At 66.2% G+C, this 22,972-nt stretch carries 22 protein-coding genes; 1 reads left to right on the top strand and 21 read right to left on the bottom strand.

Annotated elements, in window-relative coordinates; all coding sequences use genetic code 11:
* Positions 1-3: 3 nt before the first annotated feature.
* The 6 genes from ROP_RS08945 to ROP_RS08970 all read right to left on the bottom strand — a co-directional run bounded on the left by ROP_RS08945 (position 4) and on the right by ROP_RS08970 (position 7,091).
* A complete protein-coding gene (locus ROP_RS08945) occupies positions 4-1,407 on the bottom strand; it encodes an MFS transporter (protein ID WP_012689003.1) in 1,404 nt (467 codons plus the stop codon).
* A gap of 63 nt (positions 1,408-1,470) precedes the next feature.
* The gene (locus tag ROP_RS08950) at positions 1,471-3,012 is read right to left on the bottom strand and encodes a class I adenylate-forming enzyme family protein (RefSeq protein ID WP_012689004.1); all 1,542 of its coding nucleotides are present in this window, start codon (positions 3,010-3,012) and stop codon (positions 1,471-1,473) included.
* 191 nt (positions 3,013-3,203) lie between these two features.
* Entirely contained in the window at positions 3,204-4,442 is a 1,239-nt protein-coding gene (locus tag ROP_RS08955; RefSeq protein ID WP_012689005.1) for a CaiB/BaiF CoA transferase family protein, read from the bottom strand.
* Positions 4,439-5,155: a PaaI family thioesterase gene (locus ROP_RS08960; RefSeq protein WP_012689006.1), complete on the bottom strand. Its 717-nt coding sequence runs from the start codon at positions 5,153-5,155 to the stop codon at positions 4,439-4,441. The genes ROP_RS08955 and ROP_RS08960 overlap by 4 nt, the downstream gene beginning before the upstream one ends.
* On the bottom strand, positions 5,152-5,913 hold the full coding sequence (locus ROP_RS08965) for an enoyl-CoA hydratase/isomerase family protein (RefSeq protein ID WP_012689007.1): 762 nt from the start codon (positions 5,911-5,913) through the stop codon (positions 5,152-5,154). The genes ROP_RS08960 and ROP_RS08965 overlap by 4 nt, the downstream gene beginning before the upstream one ends.
* The gene (locus ROP_RS08970; protein WP_043824455.1) at positions 5,910-7,091 is read right to left on the bottom strand and encodes an aromatic ring-hydroxylating oxygenase subunit alpha; all 1,182 of its coding nucleotides are present in this window, start codon (positions 7,089-7,091) and stop codon (positions 5,910-5,912) included. Before ROP_RS08970 ends, ROP_RS08965 begins: the two co-directional genes overlap by 4 nt.
* A gap of 71 nt (positions 7,092-7,162) precedes the next feature.
* Here ROP_RS08970 and ROP_RS08975 point away from each other — a divergent pair, with 71 nt between their 5' ends.
* Positions 7,163-7,765, top strand: a complete 603-nt coding sequence (locus ROP_RS08975; RefSeq protein ID WP_012689009.1) for a TetR/AcrR family transcriptional regulator — start codon at positions 7,163-7,165, stop codon at positions 7,763-7,765.
* A 45-nt stretch (positions 7,766-7,810) separates the two neighbouring features.
* Here the strand turns inward: ROP_RS08975 and ROP_RS08980 are convergent, their stop codons facing one another.
* From ROP_RS08980 to ROP_RS09050, 15 genes are all read right to left on the bottom strand, one after another.
* Positions 7,811-8,428: a hypothetical protein gene (locus tag ROP_RS08980; RefSeq protein ID WP_012689010.1), complete on the bottom strand. Its 618-nt coding sequence runs from the start codon at positions 8,426-8,428 to the stop codon at positions 7,811-7,813.
* A gap of 70 nt (positions 8,429-8,498) precedes the next feature.
* Positions 8,499-9,458: an MlaD family protein gene (locus ROP_RS08985; protein WP_012689011.1), complete on the bottom strand. Its 960-nt coding sequence runs from the start codon at positions 9,456-9,458 to the stop codon at positions 8,499-8,501.
* The gene (locus tag ROP_RS08990) at positions 9,455-10,462 is read right to left on the bottom strand and encodes an MlaD family protein (protein ID WP_012689012.1); all 1,008 of its coding nucleotides are present in this window, start codon (positions 10,460-10,462) and stop codon (positions 9,455-9,457) included. Before ROP_RS08990 ends, ROP_RS08985 begins: the two co-directional genes overlap by 4 nt.
* A gap of 1 nt (position 10,463) precedes the next feature.
* The gene (locus tag ROP_RS08995; protein WP_012689013.1) at positions 10,464-11,495 is read right to left on the bottom strand and encodes an MlaD family protein; all 1,032 of its coding nucleotides are present in this window, start codon (positions 11,493-11,495) and stop codon (positions 10,464-10,466) included.
* 1 nt (position 11,496) lies between these two features.
* Positions 11,497-12,522, bottom strand: a complete 1,026-nt coding sequence (locus tag ROP_RS09000) for an MlaD family protein (protein ID WP_080512447.1) — start codon at positions 12,520-12,522, stop codon at positions 11,497-11,499.
* Positions 12,510-13,523 (bottom strand): MlaD family protein, encoded by a 1,014-nt coding sequence (locus ROP_RS09005; protein ID WP_012689015.1) that lies wholly within the window; start codon positions 13,521-13,523, stop codon positions 12,510-12,512. The genes ROP_RS09000 and ROP_RS09005 overlap by 13 nt, the downstream gene beginning before the upstream one ends.
* Positions 13,520-14,602 carry a hypothetical protein gene (locus ROP_RS09010; protein ID WP_012689016.1) on the bottom strand — a complete coding sequence of 361 codons (1,083 nt, stop codon included), beginning with the start codon at positions 14,600-14,602 and terminating at the stop codon, positions 13,520-13,522. Before ROP_RS09010 ends, ROP_RS09005 begins: the two co-directional genes overlap by 4 nt.
* Before the next feature lie 4 nt (positions 14,603-14,606).
* Positions 14,607-15,395: an MlaE family ABC transporter permease gene (locus ROP_RS09015; protein WP_231869039.1), complete on the bottom strand. Its 789-nt coding sequence runs from the start codon at positions 15,393-15,395 to the stop codon at positions 14,607-14,609.
* An 88-nt stretch (positions 15,396-15,483) separates the two neighbouring features.
* A complete protein-coding gene (locus ROP_RS09020; protein ID WP_043826392.1) occupies positions 15,484-16,281 on the bottom strand; it encodes an ABC transporter permease in 798 nt (265 codons plus the stop codon).
* A 107-nt stretch (positions 16,282-16,388) separates the two neighbouring features.
* A complete protein-coding gene (locus tag ROP_RS09025; RefSeq protein ID WP_012689019.1) occupies positions 16,389-17,444 on the bottom strand; it encodes an ABC transporter ATP-binding protein in 1,056 nt (351 codons plus the stop codon).
* A gap of 434 nt (positions 17,445-17,878) precedes the next feature.
* On the bottom strand, positions 17,879-18,481 hold the full coding sequence (locus ROP_RS09030) for a TetR/AcrR family transcriptional regulator (protein WP_043824462.1): 603 nt from the start codon (positions 18,479-18,481) through the stop codon (positions 17,879-17,881).
* A 180-nt stretch (positions 18,482-18,661) separates the two neighbouring features.
* The gene (locus tag ROP_RS09035) at positions 18,662-19,891 is read right to left on the bottom strand and encodes a cytochrome P450 (protein WP_043824465.1); all 1,230 of its coding nucleotides are present in this window, start codon (positions 19,889-19,891) and stop codon (positions 18,662-18,664) included.
* 6 nt (positions 19,892-19,897) lie between these two features.
* Positions 19,898-20,131 carry a ferredoxin gene (locus ROP_RS09040; protein WP_012689022.1) on the bottom strand — a complete coding sequence of 78 codons (234 nt, stop codon included), beginning with the start codon at positions 20,129-20,131 and terminating at the stop codon, positions 19,898-19,900.
* Between the two features lie 15 nt (positions 20,132-20,146).
* Positions 20,147-21,019: an SDR family NAD(P)-dependent oxidoreductase gene (locus ROP_RS09045; protein ID WP_012689023.1), complete on the bottom strand. Its 873-nt coding sequence runs from the start codon at positions 21,017-21,019 to the stop codon at positions 20,147-20,149.
* 231 nt (positions 21,020-21,250) lie between these two features.
* Complete coding sequence (locus ROP_RS09050) at positions 21,251-22,936, bottom strand: FAD-dependent oxidoreductase (protein WP_012689024.1); 1,686 nt, start codon at positions 22,934-22,936, stop codon at positions 21,251-21,253.
* Positions 22,937-22,972 lie beyond the last annotated feature (36 nt).

The following is a 22,972-nucleotide window of genomic DNA, read 5'->3' on the forward strand; positions in this document are numbered from 1 at the left end:
GGGTCAGTGCGCCTCGACCACGGACACCGACTCCGTGGCGTCGACCATGGTGCGTCCGCGCAGACGCTCCCGCACGAACAGCACCCCGAGGGTGAGAACGGCGGTGGCGGTCGGCACGATCATGAGCAGGAAGATCGTGCGGGCGTCCATTCCGGCCGCGATCAGGGCGGCGCCCAGCGTCGGTCCGGCGATCGATCCGATGCGCCCGACTCCCATGGCCCAGCCGATGCCGGTGGAGCGCGCCGCCACCGGATAGATCGATGCGGCGATCGCGATGATGCCGGCCGAACTGCCGGAGATCCCGAATCCGACGATGCAGATCGTGATCAGCAGCAGTGTGGAATTCGCCAGCAGTATCGCGACGGCGCCGATGAACAGGGCCCCGATCGTGTATCCGGCCATCACCACCGCGTAGGCGGCGTCCGAGCCCCGGGACCGGGCCCACATGGTGCCGACCCGGTCGGTGATCCACCCGACGGACAGCGCGCCTGCCATACCGCCGAGGTTGAACAGCGCCGCGGCGAGGATCGCGTGGGACGCGCTCTGCCCGGCCTGACTGAACAGCGACGGCATCCACCCGAACAGGAAGTAGATCACCAGGAAGTTGATGACGAAGACCACCCACAGCAGGATCGTGTCCAGCGCCCGGCCCCGCGCGAACAGTGCACGGATGGGCGACCTGGTGGCCACCGCCGCGTCCACGGTGAACGTCACCGAACCGTCGATTCCGGCCCGCGGGGCGATCGCCGAGAGGATCTTCGCGGCGCCGGCGTGATCGCCCCGGGCGGCGAGGAACTTGCCCGACTCCGGCAGTCCGGCCCACGCGAGCGCTGCCACGATCAACGGGAGGACGCCACCGGCCACGAAGATCGACTGCCAGCCGTATGCCGGAATCAATTGAGCGGCGGCGAGTCCGCCGAGGAATCCGCCGAGGGACATACCCGCAACGACGATGGTGACGAGGGTGGAGCGGCTGCGCGCGGGGCTGTACTCACTGGTCAGTGCGATCAGGTTCGGGGTGACACCGCCGAGCCCGATTCCGGCGAGGATGCGCAGCACGATCAGCACGCCCATCGACGGCGCGAACGCGGAGGCGAGGGTGAACACCGCGAACAGCACGGTGCACAGCAGGATCACCCGGCGCCGGCCCCAGCGGTCGGCGACGGGACCGAACAGCAGGCTGCCCACGACCATCGCGCCGCTGCTCAGCGCGAGCAGCAGCCCGAACGAGGCCTTGGACAGGCCCCAGTCCTCGGACAGCGCGGGAATCGCGAATCCGATGAGCTGGGCGTCCATGCCGTCGAGGATTGCGAGCGCCAGGCACAACGCGATGGCGCGCTTCTGGAGGGCCGACACCGGGGCGGTGTCGATGAGTTGGGAGATGTCGACTTCACGAGTTGGGGCCACGACGTGTATTCCTCTCGGGAGGGGGAACCGCGGAGATGAAGCCTCAGGACTGGACTGGTGTCGCTAGACCGGGGTGACGGTGCCGTCGACCGCGAGTGCGTCGGCGGGCACCTCGGGGAACCGTTGGCGCAGAGACGGTTTGGCGAGCTTGCCGGAGAACGTGCGCGGCAGGGGCTCACCCAGCGCGACGGCGTGCTTGGGACGCTTGAACTTCGCCAGGTTCTCGCCCGCGACCTCGGCGATGTCGGCGACGATCTCGGCGGCGGGACGCTCGCTGTGGAACACCACCATCGGCACCTCGCCCCACCGGTCGTCCTTGACGCCGATGACCGCGAGGTCGACGAGGCCCTCGATGCCGTGCAGGGCGTTCTCGATCTCGGCGGGGTAGACGTTGAGGCCCCCGGAGATCAGCATGTCCTTGCTGCGGTCGACGATCTTGAGGAAGCCGCCCTCGTCCTGCATGCCGAGGTCACCGGTGCGCAGCCAGCCGTCGACCAGGGTCGCCTCGGTGGCGTCGGGCTTGTTCCAGTACTCCCGCAGCACGTGCTCGCCGCGGACCAGGATCTCGCCGACCTCCCCGGCCGGGGTGTCGACTCCCGGATCCCCGATCCGGATGTGGGTGCCGACCAGCGGCAGCCCGGCGAAGCCGGGACGGGTCACGGCGTCCTCGTAGGCGAGCGTCGAGACCATGCCGGACGCCTCGGTCAGGCCGTAGCACTGGGTGAGCGGGATGCCGTGCGAGCGGTAGAAGTCGAGCAGGTCCAGGCTGACCGGGGCGCCACCCGTGCCGGCGAACGTGAACTTCGCCAGCTTGCGGGCGCCGAAGTCGGGCAGCATCGTCATCCGCTCCCAGATCACCGGGACGGTGGTGGTGGCGGTGATCTGCTCGCGCTCGAACGTGTCGAGGGCGATCTCCGGGTCGTACTCGCGCAGCAGGACCATCGTCGCGCCGGGCAGAACGACGAGCTGCATGAAGATCGACAGGATCGAGCCGGTGTACACGAGCGGCGCCGAGCACAGCACCCGGTCCTGGGAGGAGAAGCCGAACGTGACCGACTGGGAGATGCCGGGGGTCATCGCGTTGCGGTGGGTGATCAGGGCACCCTTCTGCACGCCGGTGGTCCCGGACGTGTAGCAGATGAAGCCGGGGTCGTCGGCGTCGATGGCGACGACGGGCGCGGTCCCGGGGTCGATCAGCCGCTCGTACGGCGGGTGGGCGGTGCCCCCGATCGCGTAGGTCTCGAACTCCGCCTGCTCGGCGGCGACCTCGAGCAGCGAGGCGAAGCCGTCCTCGACGATCACCACGCGCGGCGCGGAGTCGACCACCATCGGCGCGAGCTCCTTCGCGGTGAGCCGGAAGTTCAGCGGCACGCTGATGGCGCCGAGCTTGAGCGTGGCGAGGATGACGTGGGCGAGTTCGGGGCGATTGAGCATCATCACCGCCACCCGGTCGCCCTTGCGGACGCCCCGGGCTGCCAGACCGCGGGCGAGTGCGTCGGTGATCGCATCGACCTCGGCCCAGGTCTGCGACGTGTCCCCGAACACGATGGCCTGCTGCTGCGAACGTGTCTTACCCCAGAACCGGGTCAGGTCCGCGAGATTCATCTGTGCTCCTCGTGCTCGTCAACCGGGTGTGACCACCCTCACTTCGTGTGCCGTAAACCTAACAGTTGTAGGCGAGAGACGCAATGCTCGATTCGGAAAATTCGGACACCCGGCAGAACCGTTTCCGTGCACGAAAACGACACCCACACAGTATATTTCGTGTGGGTGTCGCTTCCGTGGAATGGGCGCGTTCAGCCGGCCGGCGGGACCTCGCGCCGGGAGCTCGCCGCGGCGATCCGCACGGCGTCGTACCGCGCCACCGTCCGCAGTACCTCCGCCGTGTCCGCGCCCACGACCGGCGGCAGCGCGGGCGCGAACTTCTCCCCGGCGACGCGCACGGGGCTGACGACGAACTCGAGCTCACCGACCCCCGGGTAGTCGACCCGGTAGGTGTTTTCCCGCGCCCGGAAGTGCGGGTCGTCGAGCATGTCGACCACGCTGTTGACCGGGCCTCCCGCGATACCGTGTTCGAGGAACAGCTGCACCCACTCGGCACGGGTGCGCTGCGCGAAGATCTCCGTCAGCGCCCGCCACACCAGGTCCGCGCGGGCGGCGGCACCGTCATCCGTGCCGGTGAGGTCGACGCCGATCAGATCGTCACGCCCGACCGCGGCGAGGAAGTTGTGCCAGAACTTCTCCACGTGCGAGCCGAACAGGATCGCCTCGCCGTCGGCGGTACGGTAGGCCTCGAGCCGAGGCCAGTCGGGCAGCCGTCCGTCGGGCAGCCACGTCGGGCGGGGAATCGAGCGGCCCTTGTTCAACTCCGCGTCCACGAGGTCCGGCATCCACGCGGCGGCGACGTCGATGCCCGCCACCTCCACGTGGCAGCCGACACCGGTGGCTCCGGCCTTGTGCAGCGCGGCGAGCAAACCCATCGCGCCGTAGGCGCCGAGGGCGTACATCGCGATCGGCGGCGTCGTGGACCCCGCCATACCCTCGGTCGGCGGCTCCGCGGGAGTGTCGACGGAACGGAGCCCGGCGTACGCGTCGAACACCGGACCACCGGTGCCGAGAACACGGTACGGACCGTCGGTGCCCATACCCGACACCGTGCACAGCACGATCTTCGGATTCACCTGCCGCAGTTGCTCGTACCCGATGCCGAGCCAGTCGAGATATCCGCCTCGCATGCCCTCGACGACGGCATCGCACGAGCGCGCGAGATCGAGGAAGGCCTGCTTGCCCTCGGGGCTGCGCAGGTCGAGTGCGACGGACTTCTTGCCGCGGTTCCACCGCAGATGCATGAACGCCGGACCGTCCTCCGCTCCGACGGCACGGCTGCCACCGACGCGCACGGGGTCCCCGAGCGGGCCGGATTCGATCTTGATCACGTCGGCGCCCAGATCGGCGAGATGTCCGCCCAGTGACGACGGCGCCAGCTGCGCGACCTCGAGGACCCGGACGCCGTCCAGCAGCGAGTACCCACTCATGAATCCTCCATTTCCCGGCCGTCGGCCAGCGAGACATTGTGCGTCTGTTCAGGTTTCAGTTCGATCCAGAGGCCGTCGACGTCTGCGACGAGAACGTCCCCGTGATACATTGCGCCGCGCAGGAACCGCTTGCGGCCCTCCTGCCCGGCCAACTCCGCCTCCACCCGCAATTCGACGCCGAGCGGAGCGGGGGCCCGGTAGTTGACGTGCAGGTACGCCGTGCGGGCCCACGGCCTGCCGGAGCTGTTGGCGAGGCGCGCGAGAATTTCGTCGAAGATCAGCGGCGTCACGCCGCCGTTCATCGCGTAGCGCCCGGAATGGAATCTGCCCACCGTGACGCGCCCCCGCGCCCGGGTCGCGGTCACCTCGTCGACATGGAGGGGTGGCGTGAGCGCCTGTGCCCGGCCGGGAAGGTCCCAGCGGCGGCCTGCGATCTGTTCGTCCTCGCCGACCTCGAACTCCGCCAGTCGCGTTGCGAGGTCACGGAGCGTACGCGCCGCGCGACCAGCCGCGTCCGGACTCGGTCGGCTGCGGGTGACGGCCTCCTGCACGGAGCGCAAAGCCTCGGCCAGTTCAGCGAACTCGTCGTCGCCGTCCGCGGTCGGTTCGAACGGGTCGTCCCAGCTGGGGCTCCAGATGTCGTCGTCGGTCGTGACGGTGCCGTTCACCCGGACCTCGCTTTCGGTGGTGAGGAGTGGCGACGTGCGGCTCACCGGGCGCGCCGTCCGAAGTACGAGCCGAACATCTCCTCGACCGGACGCGGTCGGAGCGTCGTGCGCGACACGACGTTCTCCCGGTCGTACCGGCTCCGCAGGTCGCGTCCCGGTCCGTCGAGCAGTAGAGCCTTGATCTCGCGCATCGACTCCGGAGGCTGAGCGGCGATCTGCCCGGCCGCCTCGAGCGCGGCAGCGAGGACGTCGCCGTCGGCCGCGTACCGGGAGACGACACCCATCCTGTAGGCCTCCTCACCGGTCACCGCCCGGGACGTCATCAGCAGGTCGCGGGCCTGCCCCGCGCCGATCAGGTGGTCGAGCACCCACGTCAGGTCGGCGCCGCCGTACTTCGCCGCGGTGACGGTGATGCTGGTGCCGGGGCCGCCCACGCGCAGATCGGAACACACCGCCAGCAGGGTGCCCGCGCCGTAGGCCATGCCCTGGACCGCGGCGACGGTGGGCTTGGGGAACGTGAAGTATCTCCACAGCAGTTCGTCCCGTTCGAGCAGGCTGAGGGCGCAGGCGTCCGCCGTCATCGCCCGGAGTTCCTTCAGGTCGTATCCCGCCGAGAATGCGGCGGTACCCTCCCCTGCCAGCAGCACCACCCGGACGTCCGGGTCGTCCGCCGCCTCGGCGAGCGCGGCATCGAGTTCACGTTGCAGGCCGAGGGTGATCGCGTTGTGCACGTCGGGCCGCGCGAGGTCGAGTTGCAGCACTCCGGATGCGGGTGACGATCGGCGCAGGTCGCCCGTCGTCACCTCACACCGCCGGCCGCGGCCTCCTGCCGAGCGACCTCCTCGGCGTCCCGGGTGATCATCTTGTGGAATACCTGACCGGGCAGCTCGTTGCGTCCGTAGATCAGCTCGTCGACCTGCCCGTGCGCCGCGTTGGCCGTGATCGTCTTCGTGACGAACCAGTCCTCGGCGTGCAGGGTCTCCATGAGAAGTTCCCAGTTCTTGTCGAGAATCCGCTTCTCCCGCGGTGTCTCGGGTTCCTTCGGGGACAGCAGGCGAATGGTGCAGTACGACACGTTGGGATCTTCGGTGTCGGGCACGATGGTCCAGATCTCGAAGTGGTTGGGCTCGGTCACGAGCATCGTGCCCGGGTAGATCGTGTAGTTCGCGAGGGAGTAGTCGCGGACGTCGAACGAGTCAGGGTCCGCTCCGCGCACCTCGGTGATCGACTTGCGGGCCACGACGATTCGCCACGAACGGTCGACCAGGTCGTACGCCGTGATGTTGCCCTCGAGGTAGTTGCACACGGTCTTGGTGTGCAGCTGGCACAGGTGGTACGAGTCCTGGACGCCGTCGACGGCGATCTTCCAGTTCATGTCGAGTTTCCAGGTTTCCTTGCGCACCTGGAACGACTCGGCCATGCCGGTCGCCGTGACCTCCGCGTCGTGCTTGGGGCCGAGGATCCCGGCGATGTCGAGTTCCGCACCGACCGTCGGGACCACCCAGACCAGGCCGTGCCGCACCTCGCAGGGAAATTCGACGAGCCCGTACTGCGAACGGTCCATGCCGTCGAAGCCCTCGGCGTGCGGCATTCCCCGCAGGTCGCCGCCGCGGCCGTACGCCCAGTTGTGATAGGGGCAGCTGAAGACACGCTTGCAGCCGGCTTCCTCGAACTCCACCTTCGAGCCCCGGTGCCTGCAGACGTTGGAGAAGGCCTTGACACTGCCGTCCGTCTGCTTGACCACCAGTAGCGGAGTGCCGATCAGCTCGGTCGTGACGAAGTCGCCCGCCTTCTTCAGCTCGTCGACGTGGGCGACGATGTGCGGCAGGCGCCGGACCACCGTGCGCTCCCGTTCGGCGAGTTCGGGGTCGTTGAACACCGAGAACGGCACTCGAAGCAGGTCGTCCGCGTAGTCGGTGCTGTTGTTGTCGACGTGTGCGATCAGTCGCTCGGTGAGTGTGATCTTGTCTGCGCGCTCCATACACCGAGAGTGGCACATGAGACATTCATTGTCTAGCGTCTCACGCGAAATGATGGCGGTACTGTTTCCTGGTGGCTGCAAGGACTGGAAACGAACCCGCGACCGACGTCCGCTCGACGATCCTCGGTGCAGCGGAGTCGTGCTTCGAACGCTTCGGAATCACCAAGACGACCATGGAAGACGTCGCCCGCGCCGCGGACATGTCCCGCGCGACCGTCTACCGGTACTTCTCGGACCGCGAGAGTCTGATCATCGAATCGGTCGCGCGACGCGCGCGCATGAACATGGCGCCCGCCCGCGCCTTCATAGCGAAGTGGCCCACGATCGAGGAGCGACTCGTGGAGGGCATCAGCCAGAACGTCGAAAGCGGTCTGCGGGACCCGATGGTCCACCTGCTGGTCTCCCCGTCGGAGATGACGCTGGCCAACTCGCTCCTGACCACGTCGGGCAAGGCCGTCGAACTGACGAGCGAGCTGTGGGAGCCGATTCTGCGCGAAGCGCAGGAGGCCGGCGACCTCCGCGCCGACCTCGATCTGACATTGCTGTGCGAATGGATCTCGGAACTCGAGATCATGTGTATCAGCCAACTCAACGGCGGCACCGGCTCGCTGGAACGGTTCCGCGAGAAGATCCGCACGTTCCTGGTTCCCTCGGTTCTGCCTGCCGGCGCCTGAAGTACGCGAGGTACGACGACGCCGGCAGACTACCCCGGACCCCGGCTACCGCGGCGCCTTGTCACCGTCGAGTGCCGAGTCGATGCCGCTGATCTCGGTGATCTTCCAGTCGTTTCCGCCGTCGACCGTCATCTCGTACGTCGCCGTCGACTGCAGTCCGTCCGGTGCCTGGCTGTTCTTCGTCAGGACACTCACGAAGCAATCGACGGAATAGGTACCGTCCGGCCCCGGTTCGGCTTTCGCCGAGATCGGTTGCGCGGTCGACGTCCACTGGAGCGGAGCGATGATCTGCTCCATCGACGTCGCCGCCTGGGTGAGACGGTTCGACAGTTCCGGGGACGTCCCCGCCGTCAGCCGTGTCCGCCACGCGGGCAGGTCGCGAAAGTCCATCTCGGCGGCGCCGGTCGCGTAGTCGAGGGCGATTCGTTCCGCCTGCTGCTTGTTCGCCGCCGCGTCGTGGAGTTGGTCGAGTTCGTCCGTCGTGCTCCGCAGTTGCCACCCGAGCGCCGCCAGTGCGACGACGAGCACGGCGACCAGACCCCCGGCCACCACCGACCGCAGCGGCACGTTCCTGCCCCCGCCACGCTCGCGATCGCCCGCACCATCGGAGGGATCCGTCTCGGGGGTGGTTCCGGAGTTCACGAGTTCCATTGATTTCTGCATCGTTCGCCTTTCGCTGGGCTGTCCGATCTCCGGGGTGGACGATCGAGTACGTCTCGGGATGCGGTTGTGTCTACCGTCCCGGGGGGCTGAGATGGACGGTCAGTGCATCTCCGGATGTGGTGGACGCCAGAACGTTGTCGAGCAGGCGGCCCACGTCGACGGTCCGCATCGCGGCCGCTCCAGCCTGGACCGAGGGCAGCAGATTCACGCCGATCACCTGCAGGTCCGGGGCGGTGTGGTCGAGGAACGTCTGCAGCTCCCCGATGAAAGGGCTTGCTCCGTTGGCGATTCCGTCGCGCAGCGGACCCTTCTCGGTGGCGAACCGGATTCCGCCGAGGACGTCGCGGAACCCACTGCCGAACTCGGCGACGATCGGTGTCGCACCCCGGAAACCCTCCGGGAGGGTGGCGCTGTCCATCAACAGCGGTTGCAGGGTGTCGAACAGCGTCGTGAGGTTGTCGGACTGCTGGGTGAGCGTCGCCGCGAGTAGCTCGCCGGCCCGCGTGAGATTGTTCAGGACAGCGAAGTCGTCGGGCAGTGCGACATCGATGGTGTCGAAGATCGCCTGTACCCGAACGGGATCCACCTGTTCGAGGAGCCGCGTCAGGCGCTCCGAAAGCTCCTTGAACGTGGTCGGTACCACGACCTGGTCCGCCGGGACGGTGGCGCCGTCCTCGAGATACGGTCCCGAGGCCGACGAGGGCAGCACCGCAAGGAACGGTTCACCCAGGGCCGACAGATTGTCGACGCGGAATTCGCTGTCGGCGGGGATCGACCGGTCACTCTCGTAGTTCCACGCGACCTCGATGTGATCGGCCGACGCCGTCACGTCACTGATGTGTCCGATGGCGACCCCCCGGAGCAGCACCCGGGAGCCGACGACGAGACCATTCGTGTCCGGTACGTCCAGCGTGGCGGTGCGTACGTCGTCGAACCGGGCGACGTGCAGGCCCGCCCGGCCCATGTAGAGGAACGACAGCACGGCGATCACCACCATGCCGAGAATGGACAACGAAGTCTTGACGGTCATTTCACTGCTCCCAGCATGCGGAGCAGGTTCTCCGCGTCGGCCACGATCTGGTCTCCCCCGGCAGATTCGATGCCCTCGATCTCGACGGAAGGCTTCTGTGCGAACGGCACGATCCTGCTGCGCAGGAAACGCGACAGCACGACGGTCGTGTCCGGCCCCTCGTCCCAGGTCTCGCGCGCCACGTCCCCCGTGTCGGCGAGCGTGTTCAGCATGGGAACCATCCACAGTCCGCCTTCGTAGACGCTGCCGACGGAGGGCAGGATCTGGCCGATGTGCGACACCACCGAGATCGCGAGTCGCCGCCAGTAGTGCACGCTGGAACTGTCGAACATGGCCGACAGGGCGTCGGTGCGGTCGTCGAACGACAGCGCGGTCTCGTTCAACCCCGACAACGTCCGGTCGATCTCCTCGGTTCGCCCGGCGAGGTCCCGCAGGTCCAGCGCCGCCACGGACGCCACGTCGCGCACGGCCGGGAGCGGCGGCACGACGGAATTCACCCGGGCCATCACGTCTTCGATTCGCTGGATACTGCCGCCGTTGACGAAGTTCGCCAGCACGGCGATCGTGTCCTCGAGTTGCGGCGGCGAGATGGTGCGGCTCACGGGGATGGTGCCCCCGGCAGGCAGATACCCGCCGCCGGCACCGCCGTCCTCATCGGTGACAGCGATGTACGTGTCGCCCAGCAGTGTGTCCTGACGGACGATCGCCCGCGCGTCGGCGGGAATCCTGGTGCCGCTTCCGATGCCGGCCGACACCGTCACCGTCGATCCGGACACCTGCAGGGAACGGACCTCGCCGACCCGCAATCCGTCCATCACCACGTCGGCACCGGCGGGCAGATTCATCACGCTGGCGAACTCGAGCGACAGGTCGTAGGTGTCTCCGACGCCGCCGCGGACCGAGGGCAGGTCGTCCGGCCCCAGGGAACAGGCCGGCACCGTCAGCACCACCGCGCTCACGGACGCGGCACCCAGAATCTGCCGCGTTCTTCTCGACAGGTTCATCTCAGTTCCTCCCCGTCCGCACGAGGTCCAGCAGCCGATCCATCGGCACCTCGGTTCCGGCGGTCGTCAGAGCCACGGTCGGTGGCTGGTAGGCAATGGTGAGCGCGCCGTCGCGCGTCGTCTGCTGCGCGAGGAAGGGTGCGACGGACGGTATCGTCGAGATCAGGCCTGCCATGTCGTTCGACCGTGTCGCCGCCAGCTTCAGGGCGTCTGTCGCCGGTCCGTGCACGAAGGGCCAGATGTCGGCACCGTAGTTCTGCTGGATGTCGTGCAAAGTCGCTACCAGCCAACCGATTCCCTCGCACACCTCGATCACGCCGGGCCACAGATCGATGCCGGCCGCCACGACGGCGGGCATCTGCTCGACGATCGACCGGATCGAACTCCACCGCCGGAGCGCCTCGTCCGTCAGCGGGGCCATGTTCGCGATCGACGAACCGATATCGGCGACGAGCTTGTCCGGATCGGCCGCGGCCTCGGCGGCATGCCTCATCATGTCCGCGGCGCTCTCCCCCTGGCCACGCAGCGCCTCGTCGAGACCGAGCACCGTCCTCCGGACGTTCTCCCCACCGTCGTCCGGGGCGAGTGCGTCGATGAAATCGGCTGCCGAACCGGCGATCTCGGAGATGCTTTTCGGAGTGTGAGTGTGCTCGAGCGGGATGCACTGCTCCGGTGCGAGTTCCGGACCGGTCGTGTAGTTGCCGACGAGTTCGAGACTCCGGTCGGCGAGCAGGGACTTCGAGCGGGTGACCGCCCGGACATCGAACGGATAGGACCGGCCACTCGCGAGCGAGAAGGTGACCTGCACGTGGTCGCCCTGCGGCTCGATGCCTTCGACACGGCCCACCTCGTACCCCATCTGGGTGACCGGGTTTCCGGCGTAGAGGCCGATGGCGTCGGGCATGAGCGCGCAGAACGCCGACCGGTCCGCCGGCTCCCGTGTCGTCGCGACCGCGACACCGGCGCCGCACACGGCGGCGGCCACGCACACCACGGCCAGCACCTTGACGATCAGGCGTGATCTTCCGGACATCTCAGCACGTCCGTCCGGGAACGGGGACACAGAAGTCCGAGGCCATCAGTGTGCCGCCCTTGATCGCGGCCATCCCTTCGGGCGTCAGCCATTCGGCGAGCTGAGTGCGCAACGACTGAAGATTGTCGATGGCCGGGCTCATCGACGTCCGGAACTCGTCGATCACACCCTTCGCGTGGTTCACAGCGTCGAGCACCTCCGTCTTGTGGTCGAGATAGAACGCCTCGAACGGCTGAATCGTCATCAGGACGTTGCCGAGCAGGGAATAGGCCTCGTTGAAACCCGCGTGAGTGGTGTTGTACGTCGAGAGGACCACATCGATCTCGCGGATCAGTTCGAACACCATGCCCTGATCGGCCTCGAAGCTCTGGAGATACTCCGCGGCGAGGTCGGCGATCGTGCGGACCTGGGCTCGCTGCTGATCCATCACGCGGGCGATGCTGGTCAGACCCGAGATCATCGATGCGACGGAGGTCGGGTTCTCTTCGAGCGCCCGGGCCATCTCGTCGAGGTTCGCGTCGACGGTGCCGCCCTCGACGTTGTCGGTCGTGTGCGGCGCGGCCTGGAGCACGTCGCCGATCGAATACGGAACGCTGACCTGCTCGGCGGGCAGAGCCGCGTCCCCGAGCGGCAGATCGCCGAGGGGGACGAGGGTGATCGCGTACCCCCCGACCGGGGTGAGCATCCGCACCTCCACCCGGGAATCCGAGCCGACCGGTACCGCGTCGTCGATCTCTGCCGTCACCAGTACCGCGTCCGGCTCGATCGAGACGTCGGTGACGGTTCCCACGCCGATGCCCGCCACCCGGACGTCCTGACCGATGTCGATCGAGGAGGCGTCGTCGGTGCGGAACGAGAACGACGCGCGGCCCGGTGGGTTCGCGTAGAGGACGGCGGTGGACGCGAGCGCGACAACCACCAGGAGGACGATGCCCGCGCCGAACGCCACCTCCCGGCCCATCAAGAACCGCACCGTGCTCAATACCCGGGCCGGACGCCGGCCGCTGCTTCTCGTCACGGGTTGCATACGACGACCTCGCTCCCTCTCAGCAGGACCTCGACGTCGGTGGGTAGCTGCGCGACACCGTTCGTGCACTGGACACCGCCCGGGCCTGCCGCGGCGGTCTGCGGGACCTGCAGTCCGGCGACGGCGGCCGGCAGCAGTCGCAACGCTTCGGCGGTCTCCGGCACCGACGCGAATGCGTCGGACAGCATCTGCTCGATATCCATACCGGGTTGCAGACCGAGAGCATCGATCAATCGTTTGATCGGTGTGAGGAATTCGGGGCCGAACGCAGCCGTCTTCGGGAACTCGTCGATGACCGTCATCGCCTTCGCGATCGGGAAACTCACCGAGCGCAGGAACTCGACGACCTCGGGGGACCGGCCTCCCATGCTGTCGGAGATCCGTGCGAGGTTGCCGGTGAGGGTCGAGATGACCTGTTCGCGGTCGTGGGCGAGGCCGGCGAGTTTCTGTGCGTCTTCGAGCATCGGTGACAATCCGTTTCCGTCTCCCTGCAGAAGCGAGATCGCGTTCTCGGTGAAGGTGTTGATGTCGTCGGTGCTCATGGTGGCGAGTACCGGTTGCAGTCCGTTGAACAACTCGGTGATGTCGAACGAGGCCCGTGTCTTGTCCGCGGGCAGTCGATCGACTGCGTCGCCCGGATCGGCGGGGAATTCGGCGTCGAGGTAGCGAACGCCGGTGAGGTTCTGGTACTTCACCGCGAGGATCGTGTCGGACGTGAGCTGATACGGCTTCTCCATCGTGAAGTGCACTTCCGCCAGACTCCGCCCGCCGTCCCGAATCAGTTCGACCGATTCGACCTTGCCGATCCGGACCCCCTTCGTCCGGATGTCGCCGTGCGCACCGAGCCCGGATACGTCGGTGAATTCCGCTGTGTAGCTGTTTGTCTCGTTCGTCACCGGACTTTTCATCGCGCTGATCACGATGATGAAGAGGACCACGGAGACCGCGGCCGCGACGGCGAGCTTGACGACAGTGACGATGTACTTGGTTCGGTTGCTCATCGGCCGGCCCCGTCCTCGGACGGCGGGGCACCGGTCAACGCCAGCGGAGCCGCCAGCGCGGGCAGATCGTCCAGGACGATCCGCAGATTCAGTCGCTGCCCGTCGCCGCTGTCCTCGAACGCGGACTCGAGCCGCTCGACCGCGGTACGCAGTCGCTCGGGGCGCGCCCCGCCGTCGTAGAGGTGCGGCACCACGCCTGCGAGTTCCGAGACCACCTCGGTGACCGGCACCAGTTCGTCGCCGTGCGATTTCAGCAACTGCCCGGCCTGTCCGAACAACTGCCCGGCAGCCAGGGTCAGGCCGGCGTCCGTCTCGTCCATGAACGGGTCGTCGACGCCGACCGAACCGTCGGTCCGCTGGTTGTAGGTGCTGTTGTAGATGTGGGCCAGCGAATCGATCGCCTGGCGATTGAACGCCGGGAACACGTCGAGGACGTCGTTGACACGCCCGAGCAGGTCGGCCGGAAGCGCCTGCTGGGTCTGGGCGACCCGGTCGGCGAGCACGAGTGCTGCATCGAACATCGGTGTCAGTCCGTCGGTGTAGCGGACGACCTTGTCCAGGCTGGTGATCATCGATTCGGTCAGCGTGCCGTCGACGGCCAGCGAACCCTTCTCGATCATGGTCGACATGGTGAAATCTCCTGTGGGCGTGCGGTCCAGCGTGCGGTGCGCCTCCAGATCGGAACCGCCGGGCCTGCCGACCAGATTGACAGCGGTGGAACCGAAGTAGTTCTGCGGCCGGAAGTCGACATCGAAGGCATCGGTCAGGCCGCCGATCTCATCCGGATCGAGCTGAAGGTCCATGCGAACGGAATCCGCTCCCGTGCGTTCCAGTCCGGTGACGACACCGACTTCACCGCCCCGCAGAATCACCTTCGTGCCGGAGTCGACGCCCGGGCCCACATAGGGGACGTCGATGCTGATCGGCAACCCGTCCGTGTCCGCACCGCTCGGGTATGCCCAGACTGCGGCGAAAACTGCACAGGTCGTCACGACGACCCCCAGCCCCGCCCCATGCAGCACTCGGCTCTGACGGCCGGGAACCCCTCTCAGGAAGTCCTGACTCCTCGCTCTGCTCATTGACTCATCCTTTGAACACCAGTTCGGGACTGAGACCCCAGATCGCCACAGTCATACAGAAATTCAGGACGACGATCGCGACGAGGCTCGCCCGGATCGCGCGCCCGGACGCCGCGCCCACACCGGCGGGCCCACCGTCCGCGAAGTATCCGTAGTAGCAATGGATCATCGTGACGACGGCGCAGAAGACGACTGCCTTGAGGAGCGACGCCATCAGGTCGGGAACACTGAGAAATTGACTGAAGTAATGGTCGTAGGTGCCCGACGGCTGACGGTGAAACGTCTTGATGATCAACCCTCCGGTGAAGAAACTGACCACGAGCGCCATCAGATACCCGGGGATCACGATGAGCATGCTTCCGATCAGCCGCGTCCCGACCACGAACGGAATGGCCTGCAGGCCCATCGATTCGGTGGCGTCGATCTCCTCGGAGATGCGCATCGAGCCGATCTCGGCGGTCATCCGGCAGCCGGCCTGCGCGGCGAATCCGATTCCGGTGATGATCGGGGCGATGACCCGGACATTGCCGAACGATCCGATGATGCCGGTCAACGCCCCGAATCCCAGCAGATCGAAGGCCATGAACGCCTGGATCGCGACCACGGCGCCGACAGCCAGTCCCAGGAAGAACATCAGGCTGACGACACCGCCGTCGACGACGAGGGATCCGTTCCCCCACGCCATGTTGTTCATGGTGGTCATGGTCTGCTTGCGGTAGTGCCGCAGCGTTTTGGGCAGCAATGCGACCGTCTTGACGGAAAAGACCGTGACCTGACCGATTTCTTCGATCACCGATGTGGCAGCGCGGCCCACCGAGCGAATCGGTTGCAGCAGGATTCCACCGGACGAGCCTCTGCGGTGCGTGGAGTGTATGTTCACGTCACGCCAACCGGGCCGGAAAGAACATCATCTGAATCTGGCTGACCACGAGATTGGTCATGAAGATGCAGAAGACACTGAGCACCACCGAGGCATTGACCGCGTTGGCCACGCCTTTCGGGCCGCCCTTGGCTTCGAGACCTCGCAGGCTTGCGATCAACACGACGAGCGCCGCGAAGATCACCGACTTGAGGACGGAGAAGACCAGATCGGTCGGTGTCGCGAACGAGCCGAACGACTGCCAGAAACTTCCGGGCACCACGTCGTTGACGTTGGCCGAAATCACCAGTCCCGCCGCCACACCCGCCGCGACGATGACGATGCACAGCATCGGCGCGATGGCGATCATCGCGATGAACCGCGGAACGACCAGTCGCTGGACCGGGTCGATCCCCATGACCCGGATCGCTTCGATCTCCTCGCGGATCGCGCGGGCACCGAGGTCGGACGCGATCGCCGATGCGGCCGCGCCGCTCATCAGAAGTCCCGCCGCCATCGGCGCCCCCTGCCCCACCACGCCCAGACCACTGGCCGCTCCTGCCAGCGAGTTCGCGCCGACCTGGTTCATGATTCCACCGACCTGCACCGAGACCTCGGCACCGATCGGCACCGCCATCAGCAGCGCGGGCAGTGCGGTGACCTTGAGGAGCTTCCACATCTGGGTGGCCACCTCCTCGAGAGGCAATCGGAGGGCGATCGTGTCGGACACCGTGTATCTCAGAATGTTCGCCGCGAGCTCACCCGATCGGCCCAGCGTCGCGAGGCTGCGGATGGGCGTCTCCTTCAGGTATTTCCCCACCGCGGCAACCGAGAGACGCGGCCGCCGCCGCTTCTCCGGTGCGGATCGATCTGCCTGCGCCGGCCCGGCCGGCACGGCGTCCACCGCGATCGGCTCCCTCACACTCGTCACTGTGCCACTCCTGTGATCACCGGAAGAGCCTGCGTATCCGCGTCGTTCGAGGCCCACTCGTCGTCGAGGCAGTCCGCTCCGAGGCTTTCCTGGATCGCGATCTGGGCGTTCTCCGGCAACGTGTGCATGATGTGCCGCACCCGCTCCTGACGACGCGCCACCGCCTGCCGGAACGGCATCCCCGGCGTCGCCTTCATCTGCGGAACGATCCCCTCCACATCATCGACACCACCGGCATGATGCCCGGCATCGACCATCGCCTGCTCCTGCGCCATCTGCGCCTCGTCCTTCTCCTCCGACATCCCGATCGGACCGATCATGGTGCCGTTCAGGAACTGCTTGACCACCGGCTCCTCCGAGGTCAACAACACCTCCCGCGGACCGAACATCACCAGATGACGACGGAACAACATCCCGATGTTGTCCGGCACCGTCCGCGCCAGATTGATGTTGTGCGACACGATCAGAATCGTCGCATCGATCTCCGCATTGATATCGATCAACGTCTGCGAAATGTAGGTGGTACGCACCGGATCCAAACCCGAATCCGGCTCGTCCACCAAGATGATCTGCGGATCCAAAACCAGCGCCCGCGCCAACCCGGCACGCTTGCGCATACCACCGGAAATCTCCCCCGGCAGCTTGTCCTCGGCCCCCAGCAGACCGACCAGCTCCATCTTCTCCATCACGATCTTGCGGATCTCGGATTCGGACTTCTTCGTGTGCTCCCGCAACGGGAACGCCACGTTGTCGAACAGGTTCATCGACCCGAACAACGCACCGTCCTGGAACAGCACCCCGAACAACTTCCGGATCTCGTACAACTCCTTCGACGAGCACTCCAGAATGTTGGTGCCGTCGATCACGATCGACCCCTGCTCCGGACGGAGCAGACCGATCAGCGACTTCAAGAACACCGACTTACCCGTGCCCGACGGCCCGAGCAACGCACTGACCTCACCGGCCGGAAGGGTCAGCGTGACGTCCTGCCAGATCCTCTGCGAGCCGAAGGACTTGGTCAGTCCCTCGACGGATACCTCCACTCCCACCATTACCTCCGTGTATTCAGGTGTCGGGGCCGACTCGGGTGCCCACGGGGCCGTTGCGACGGCGGGCCGGAACCCACAGCCGTCTCGTCGGCCCACGCCGAAGCCCCAGCCGGGTGACCGGACTGTTCGAATTGGGCTTGTTCGCAGTGCTTTTCATCGTGTGCCGCGTTCGATCGACGGCGAGGTCACGACTTCTAACTGTGATACAGATTACGTCGCACGTATTACGTTATACGACTTTTGACTCTTGCCGCAAGGGCGGGAGACGAATTAGCCCACCCGCGAAATGCCTGCCGGCATAGGCATTCCCGCACGAGCCGACCGTGACCAGGCACGGGAACCGCCGACCATCGTAGCTAAGAACGTTAGATTTACCCGAGAAAGCACAAAGAAGCCGTGCCCCTCTCAGGGCACGGCTTCTCTGGGACGCGGGCGAACTAGGGCAGGAAGGCCGGTAGGACGAACTGCCTCATCATCTGCCGGTGCGAGGGATCGGCAGGATCCGAATTGTCCAGTCGCGGTGCGAGCATCAGCTGCACGAGGGTGATCCAGGAGCACGCCTCGTCGGTGTCGATATCCACCCGCATCTCGCCGTCGGCTTTGGCGTCGTCGAAGATCGGCCCCCACAGCTCGGTGGTGAGACTCGTCGCGAGAGGGATCGTCTCGAGCCACGAATCCCCGCCGACGTGTTCGGGGCTGACGAGGATGCGTACGATCGGATCGTTGATCCCGTCGTAGACCAGGTAGATGAGGCCTTCGATCAGCCTGTCCTCGAACGTCGCGCATTCCATCAGGAACTTCCGGCCGCGCTCGAGCGTCTGACGCGATCGCCACCTGATCAACTCGGTGGTGAGCGTTTCGCGATCCTGGAAGTACCGGTAGACGGTCGGGCGAGACACCCCCGCCTCCTTCGCGATGTCCTCCATGGTCGTCTTCGCGATACCGAATCGAAGAATCATCGTCTGAGCAGCCACGAGTATCTGAGACCGTGCCACATCGGCGTCCTGACTCAGGACCCCGGCGGTCTTTCTTCTTGCCATCCTCGCTCCAGACACTGTCACTTCCGGCCGGCCACCCCGCTCGGCCGCGATACAAATGACAATACACGTAAAGTGTTGCACCGAGGGTGGCCGCCACGCCCTGTTCATTACACCAAAAGAGCGAGGCAGCTGCCCGAAGCCCTCGGGACCGCGGACAACTGCCTCGAACATGCCTCGAACCTAGGACGAGGGCGTGAAGGTGATCGGGAGCCGGATGCAACCGCGCACCTGCGTGGCGTGCAGGATCGGCGGGTCCTCCGGAACGAGGCGGTAGTCGGGCAACCGCCGGTGAATCGCCTCCATGGCCAGTTTGAGCTCGATTCGAGCCAGGTGAGACCCGATGCACCGATGCGGCCCGGCACCGAACGACAGGTGACGGTTCGGCGAGCGGTCGATGCGCAGCTCGTCGGGATCCTCGAACTCGCCACCGTCGCGGTTCGCCGAGCAGAGCAGCACGATGAGCTGGTCGCCCTGCGCGATCGTGACTCCGCCGAGCTCGACCTCACGGGTCGCTCGCCGGCCCGCGATGACGGCAGCCTCGATCCTCAGGATCTCCTCCACCGCGGCCGGGATGGTGTCGGGATCGTCCACGATCTCCTGCCGCTGGCCCGGATTGTTCGCGAGGTGGATGATTCCCCAGGCAAGTGATCCCTGGACGGTGTGCAGGCCCGCGATGAGCAGGAGGAAGAACATGCGGTACAGCTCTTCGTCGGTGAGCAGCCGTACACCGTCCTCCATCTCGATCGGGGTGTTGATGATCTGCGCGGTCAGGCTGTCCGAGGTGTTCTCACCCGAGCGCACCCCGGCCACGATGGCACCGAAGTAGCCGAAGATCTGATTGGCCGCATCCTCACGCGCCTTCGCGGATTCTTCCTCCGTTCCACCGGGAATGCCCTGCAGTGCAACGTCCGTCGTCTTGGTGAACATCTCGGCGTCTTCGAGCGGCCAGCCCATGAGGGCCAGGAACACCCGGGTCGGCAGTTCGTGGGCGAACTCCGAGATGAACTCGGTTTCACCGCGCGCCACGAAGGCGTCGATGAGCTCGTTGATGACGTCGCGGATCTGGGGCTCGAGTTCCTTCATCCGCTTGGGACTGAACAGCGGTTGCAGCGCCTGCCGGTAGAACGTGTGCTCCGGCGGGTCGAGCTCGATCGGGATGAATTTTCCCTGGCCCGCGTTCACGAGGTTGTTCGGGTAGCTGGAGAACGTCTCCGGATCACGCAGGACCTGATGGATTTCCTCGTAACGCGTCACGATCCAGTGTCCGCCGTGAGCCGTGGAATACACGACGGGCCCGATGGCCCTCAGCTCCGCGGCACGTTCCTGGAATACGTCCTCGGGCATCGCCAAGGTCTGGTCGTAGACGTCGAAGTCCACGACGAGCTTGTCGGGTAGTTGGGTAGTCGTCACTGCTTCTCAGCCTTCCGAAGTCGGGAGTTCGACGCTCAGCGCGCGTTCGGGGCACATCTCGACGAGGGCGCCCAGTTGGTCTCGTAGTTCCGCGGGAACCGGTTCGGCCACGACGACGGGGTAGCCCTGGTCGTCGCAGTCGACTATGTCGGGCGCCGCGCCGTAGCAGAGGCCGTGCCCCGCACAGGCGGATCGGTCGACTTTCAACGACTGCTCACGGTTCTGCGCATGAATGGTCATCGACGACAGCCCCGCTCAGTCGACGGGAAGGGTCGGAGTCGGAGTGTCTTCCTCGAACATCATCGCCACACGCGACAGGGTGCCGCCGTCCGTCGCGGGCAGCGTGAGACCGGAAATGTATGCGGAGTCGTCCGACACGAGGAAGAGTGCGACCTTCGCGTTGTCGACGAGCGACGGCGGTCGCTGGAGCTTGAGCGGAATCGGCGAGACACCCGGATCCCACGGTCCCGCCGTCTCCTCATAGGACTGGCCGATCACCGGGGTTCCCGGGCCCATCAGGAAGTTCGGGGACATTCCGTGCGTGGGGGCGAGGGCGTTGACGCGAATCCCGTAGCGCCCGAGATCCAGACTGAGTCCGCGGACCAGGCCGTTGACGCCGGCCTTCGTCGCCGAGTACATCGCGATGCTGTGATAGGCGGCGAAGGACGCCGCAGACGACGTCGCCAGGATGGTGCCGCCGCCGTTGGCCCGCATCGCCGGCACCGCGGCCTTACAGGAGTACACGACGCCGCTCAGGTTCACTCCGAGAACGTGCTGCCAGTCGGCATCCGTGAGGTCCTGGAACTCCACGTGTTCGCCGCCCGCCACCGACGGGACTCCGCCACGGGAGACGACACCCGCGTTGGCCCACATGATGTCGAGCTTGCCGAACTGTTCGACGGTGGTCTCTACGCTGCGGTAGACGGCCGCCTCGTCACTCACGTCGGCGGTGATGGCGATAGCCGTTCCACCCTGCTGCTCAACCAGTTTCGCGGTCTGTTCAGCCCGGTCGCCGTCGATGTCGACGACCGCCACCTTCGCACCTTCCGATGCGAACAACTGCGCACCCTGGCGCCCGAGCCCGGACCCACCTCCGGTGATGACGGCGACTTTGTCCTGAAGTTTCATGTGAACTCCTCTGTGATGATTTTTCAGATGCCGGAGACTCGCGGTGTGTGAGGACATCGTCCGGCGAAGTCGGGCGGCGAGACTGTTCCGATCCTCGACGGCGGGGGCTGTCGCCGGTCGAGAGGATCGGGTGCGGGCCGCATCTCCGATCCAAATAAACCTTATACCGTTAGGCGGTGAGACGTCAATCACTTTCTTCGGCGCGCGGCGAATCCGCGCGCCCGAATTGCGTCATACGGAAACTGCTGCACGCGTAGCAATTTCAACCATGGAGGCGGTGTCGACCAGCTTCACGCGCGGGCGGCCGGATTCTCTGCCGAGTCGCCGCTCGTGCGCGTCGATCGCCTTCCATCCGTCGTAGTCGATACGCTCGGGCCTTCGATCCGCGACGAGGCTGCGGAGCTCCTGCCGCCCGGCCGCGGGAACGGTCAATCGACCGGCCTGGAAGTCGTCGACCAGTTTGTCGACAGTTTCGGCGGCGCAGGCCTTGTTGGTGCCGATGACGCCGGAAGGACCACGCTTGATCCACCCGACGGTATACACGCCCGGCATCGGACTTCCCGAATCCGGATCCAGCACACGACCTCCGTCGTTCTGCATCGTCGAGCGCGCACCCGACACGGGAATCCCCGCAACCGGGATCCCCCGGTACCCCACCGATCGCAGGACCAGCCCGCAATCGATGTCCTCGACGACGCTTGTCGGCACCGCGCGCGAGTGGCCGTCCGGATCCTGAACCAGCTCGTTGCGGACCAGGCGGATTCCCTCCACCCGGCCTCGTCCCATCAGTTCGGCCGGAGAGAGCAGATAGCGCAACGCAATACGCTTGTTCTCCGGCGCGTGCGGGGCCGCAGCGAATTCTGCGACGATCCTGGCTTTCATCGCCTCGATCGGGTCGGCTCGCCCACCCGCCTGCGCCTCCCCCACCATCTCCCCGGGCTGCACCGAGACATTCACGCCGGGCAGGTAGCCGAGTGCGAGCAACTCCGGGCTCGTGTACGCCGCTTGCGCCGGACCGCGCCGTCCGACGACGAGCACTTCTCTGATCCTGCTCTCCGACAACGCTTCCAACGCGTGCGGGGCGATGTCGGTTTTCGCCAGTTCGGCGGTGCCCGCGACGAGAACCCGGGCCACGTCCAGCGCCACATTCCCGTTGCCGATGATCACGGCACGCTCACCCGACAAGTCGAAGGTGCGGTGCGCCTGGTCGGGATGACCGTTGTACCAGGCCACGAATTCCGTCGCCGAGTGGCTTCCGGAAAGATCCTCGCCGGGAATCCCCAGCGCACAATCGGCAGGAGCGCCGACCGCGTAGATCACCGCGTCGTGATGCGCGAGCAGGTCGTCGTGAGTCAGGTGTTCGCCGACCTCGACGTTGAGGTAGAAGTCCACGTTCTTCCGCGACGCCGTCTTCTGGAACAGCGAGGCGACCGCCTTGGTCCCCTGATGGTCCGGTGCCACACCGAATCGGATCAGCCCGAACGGTGTCGCAAGCTTCTCGAAGAAGGAAACTTCCACGGCGGGACCGATCCGGGACAGCAGGCTCTCGGCCGCGTAGCAACCGGACGGCCCGGACCCGACGATCGCCACCCGCAGCAACGCGCGTTCGGATACCTGGACCTCCGCGGCACCGGGCGGTTCCACGGCCGGGGCGAGCGGCTCCCTGTTCAGGTAGTACGCCGCGTTGATCTCCTCGTAGCGCGCAGTTTCCGGCGTCAGGTCATAGTCGGGGAGAATCGCGTCGACCGGGCACGCGTCGATACAGGCGCCGCAGTCGATGCAACCGACCGGATCGATGTACAGCATCTCCGCCCGGCCGTAGCCGGGCTCGTTCGGAGTGGGATGGATGCAATCGACGGGGCACACCGCGACGCAACTCGCGTCGTTGCAGCAGGATTGCGTAACTACATGAGCCAACGTGAGCTCCTATCGCCTGATGACCGGATCGGTGAA

It is taken from the genome of Rhodococcus opacus B4, assembly GCF_000010805.1.
Classification (GTDB): domain Bacteria; phylum Actinomycetota; class Actinomycetes; order Mycobacteriales; family Mycobacteriaceae; genus Rhodococcus_F; species Rhodococcus_F opacus_C.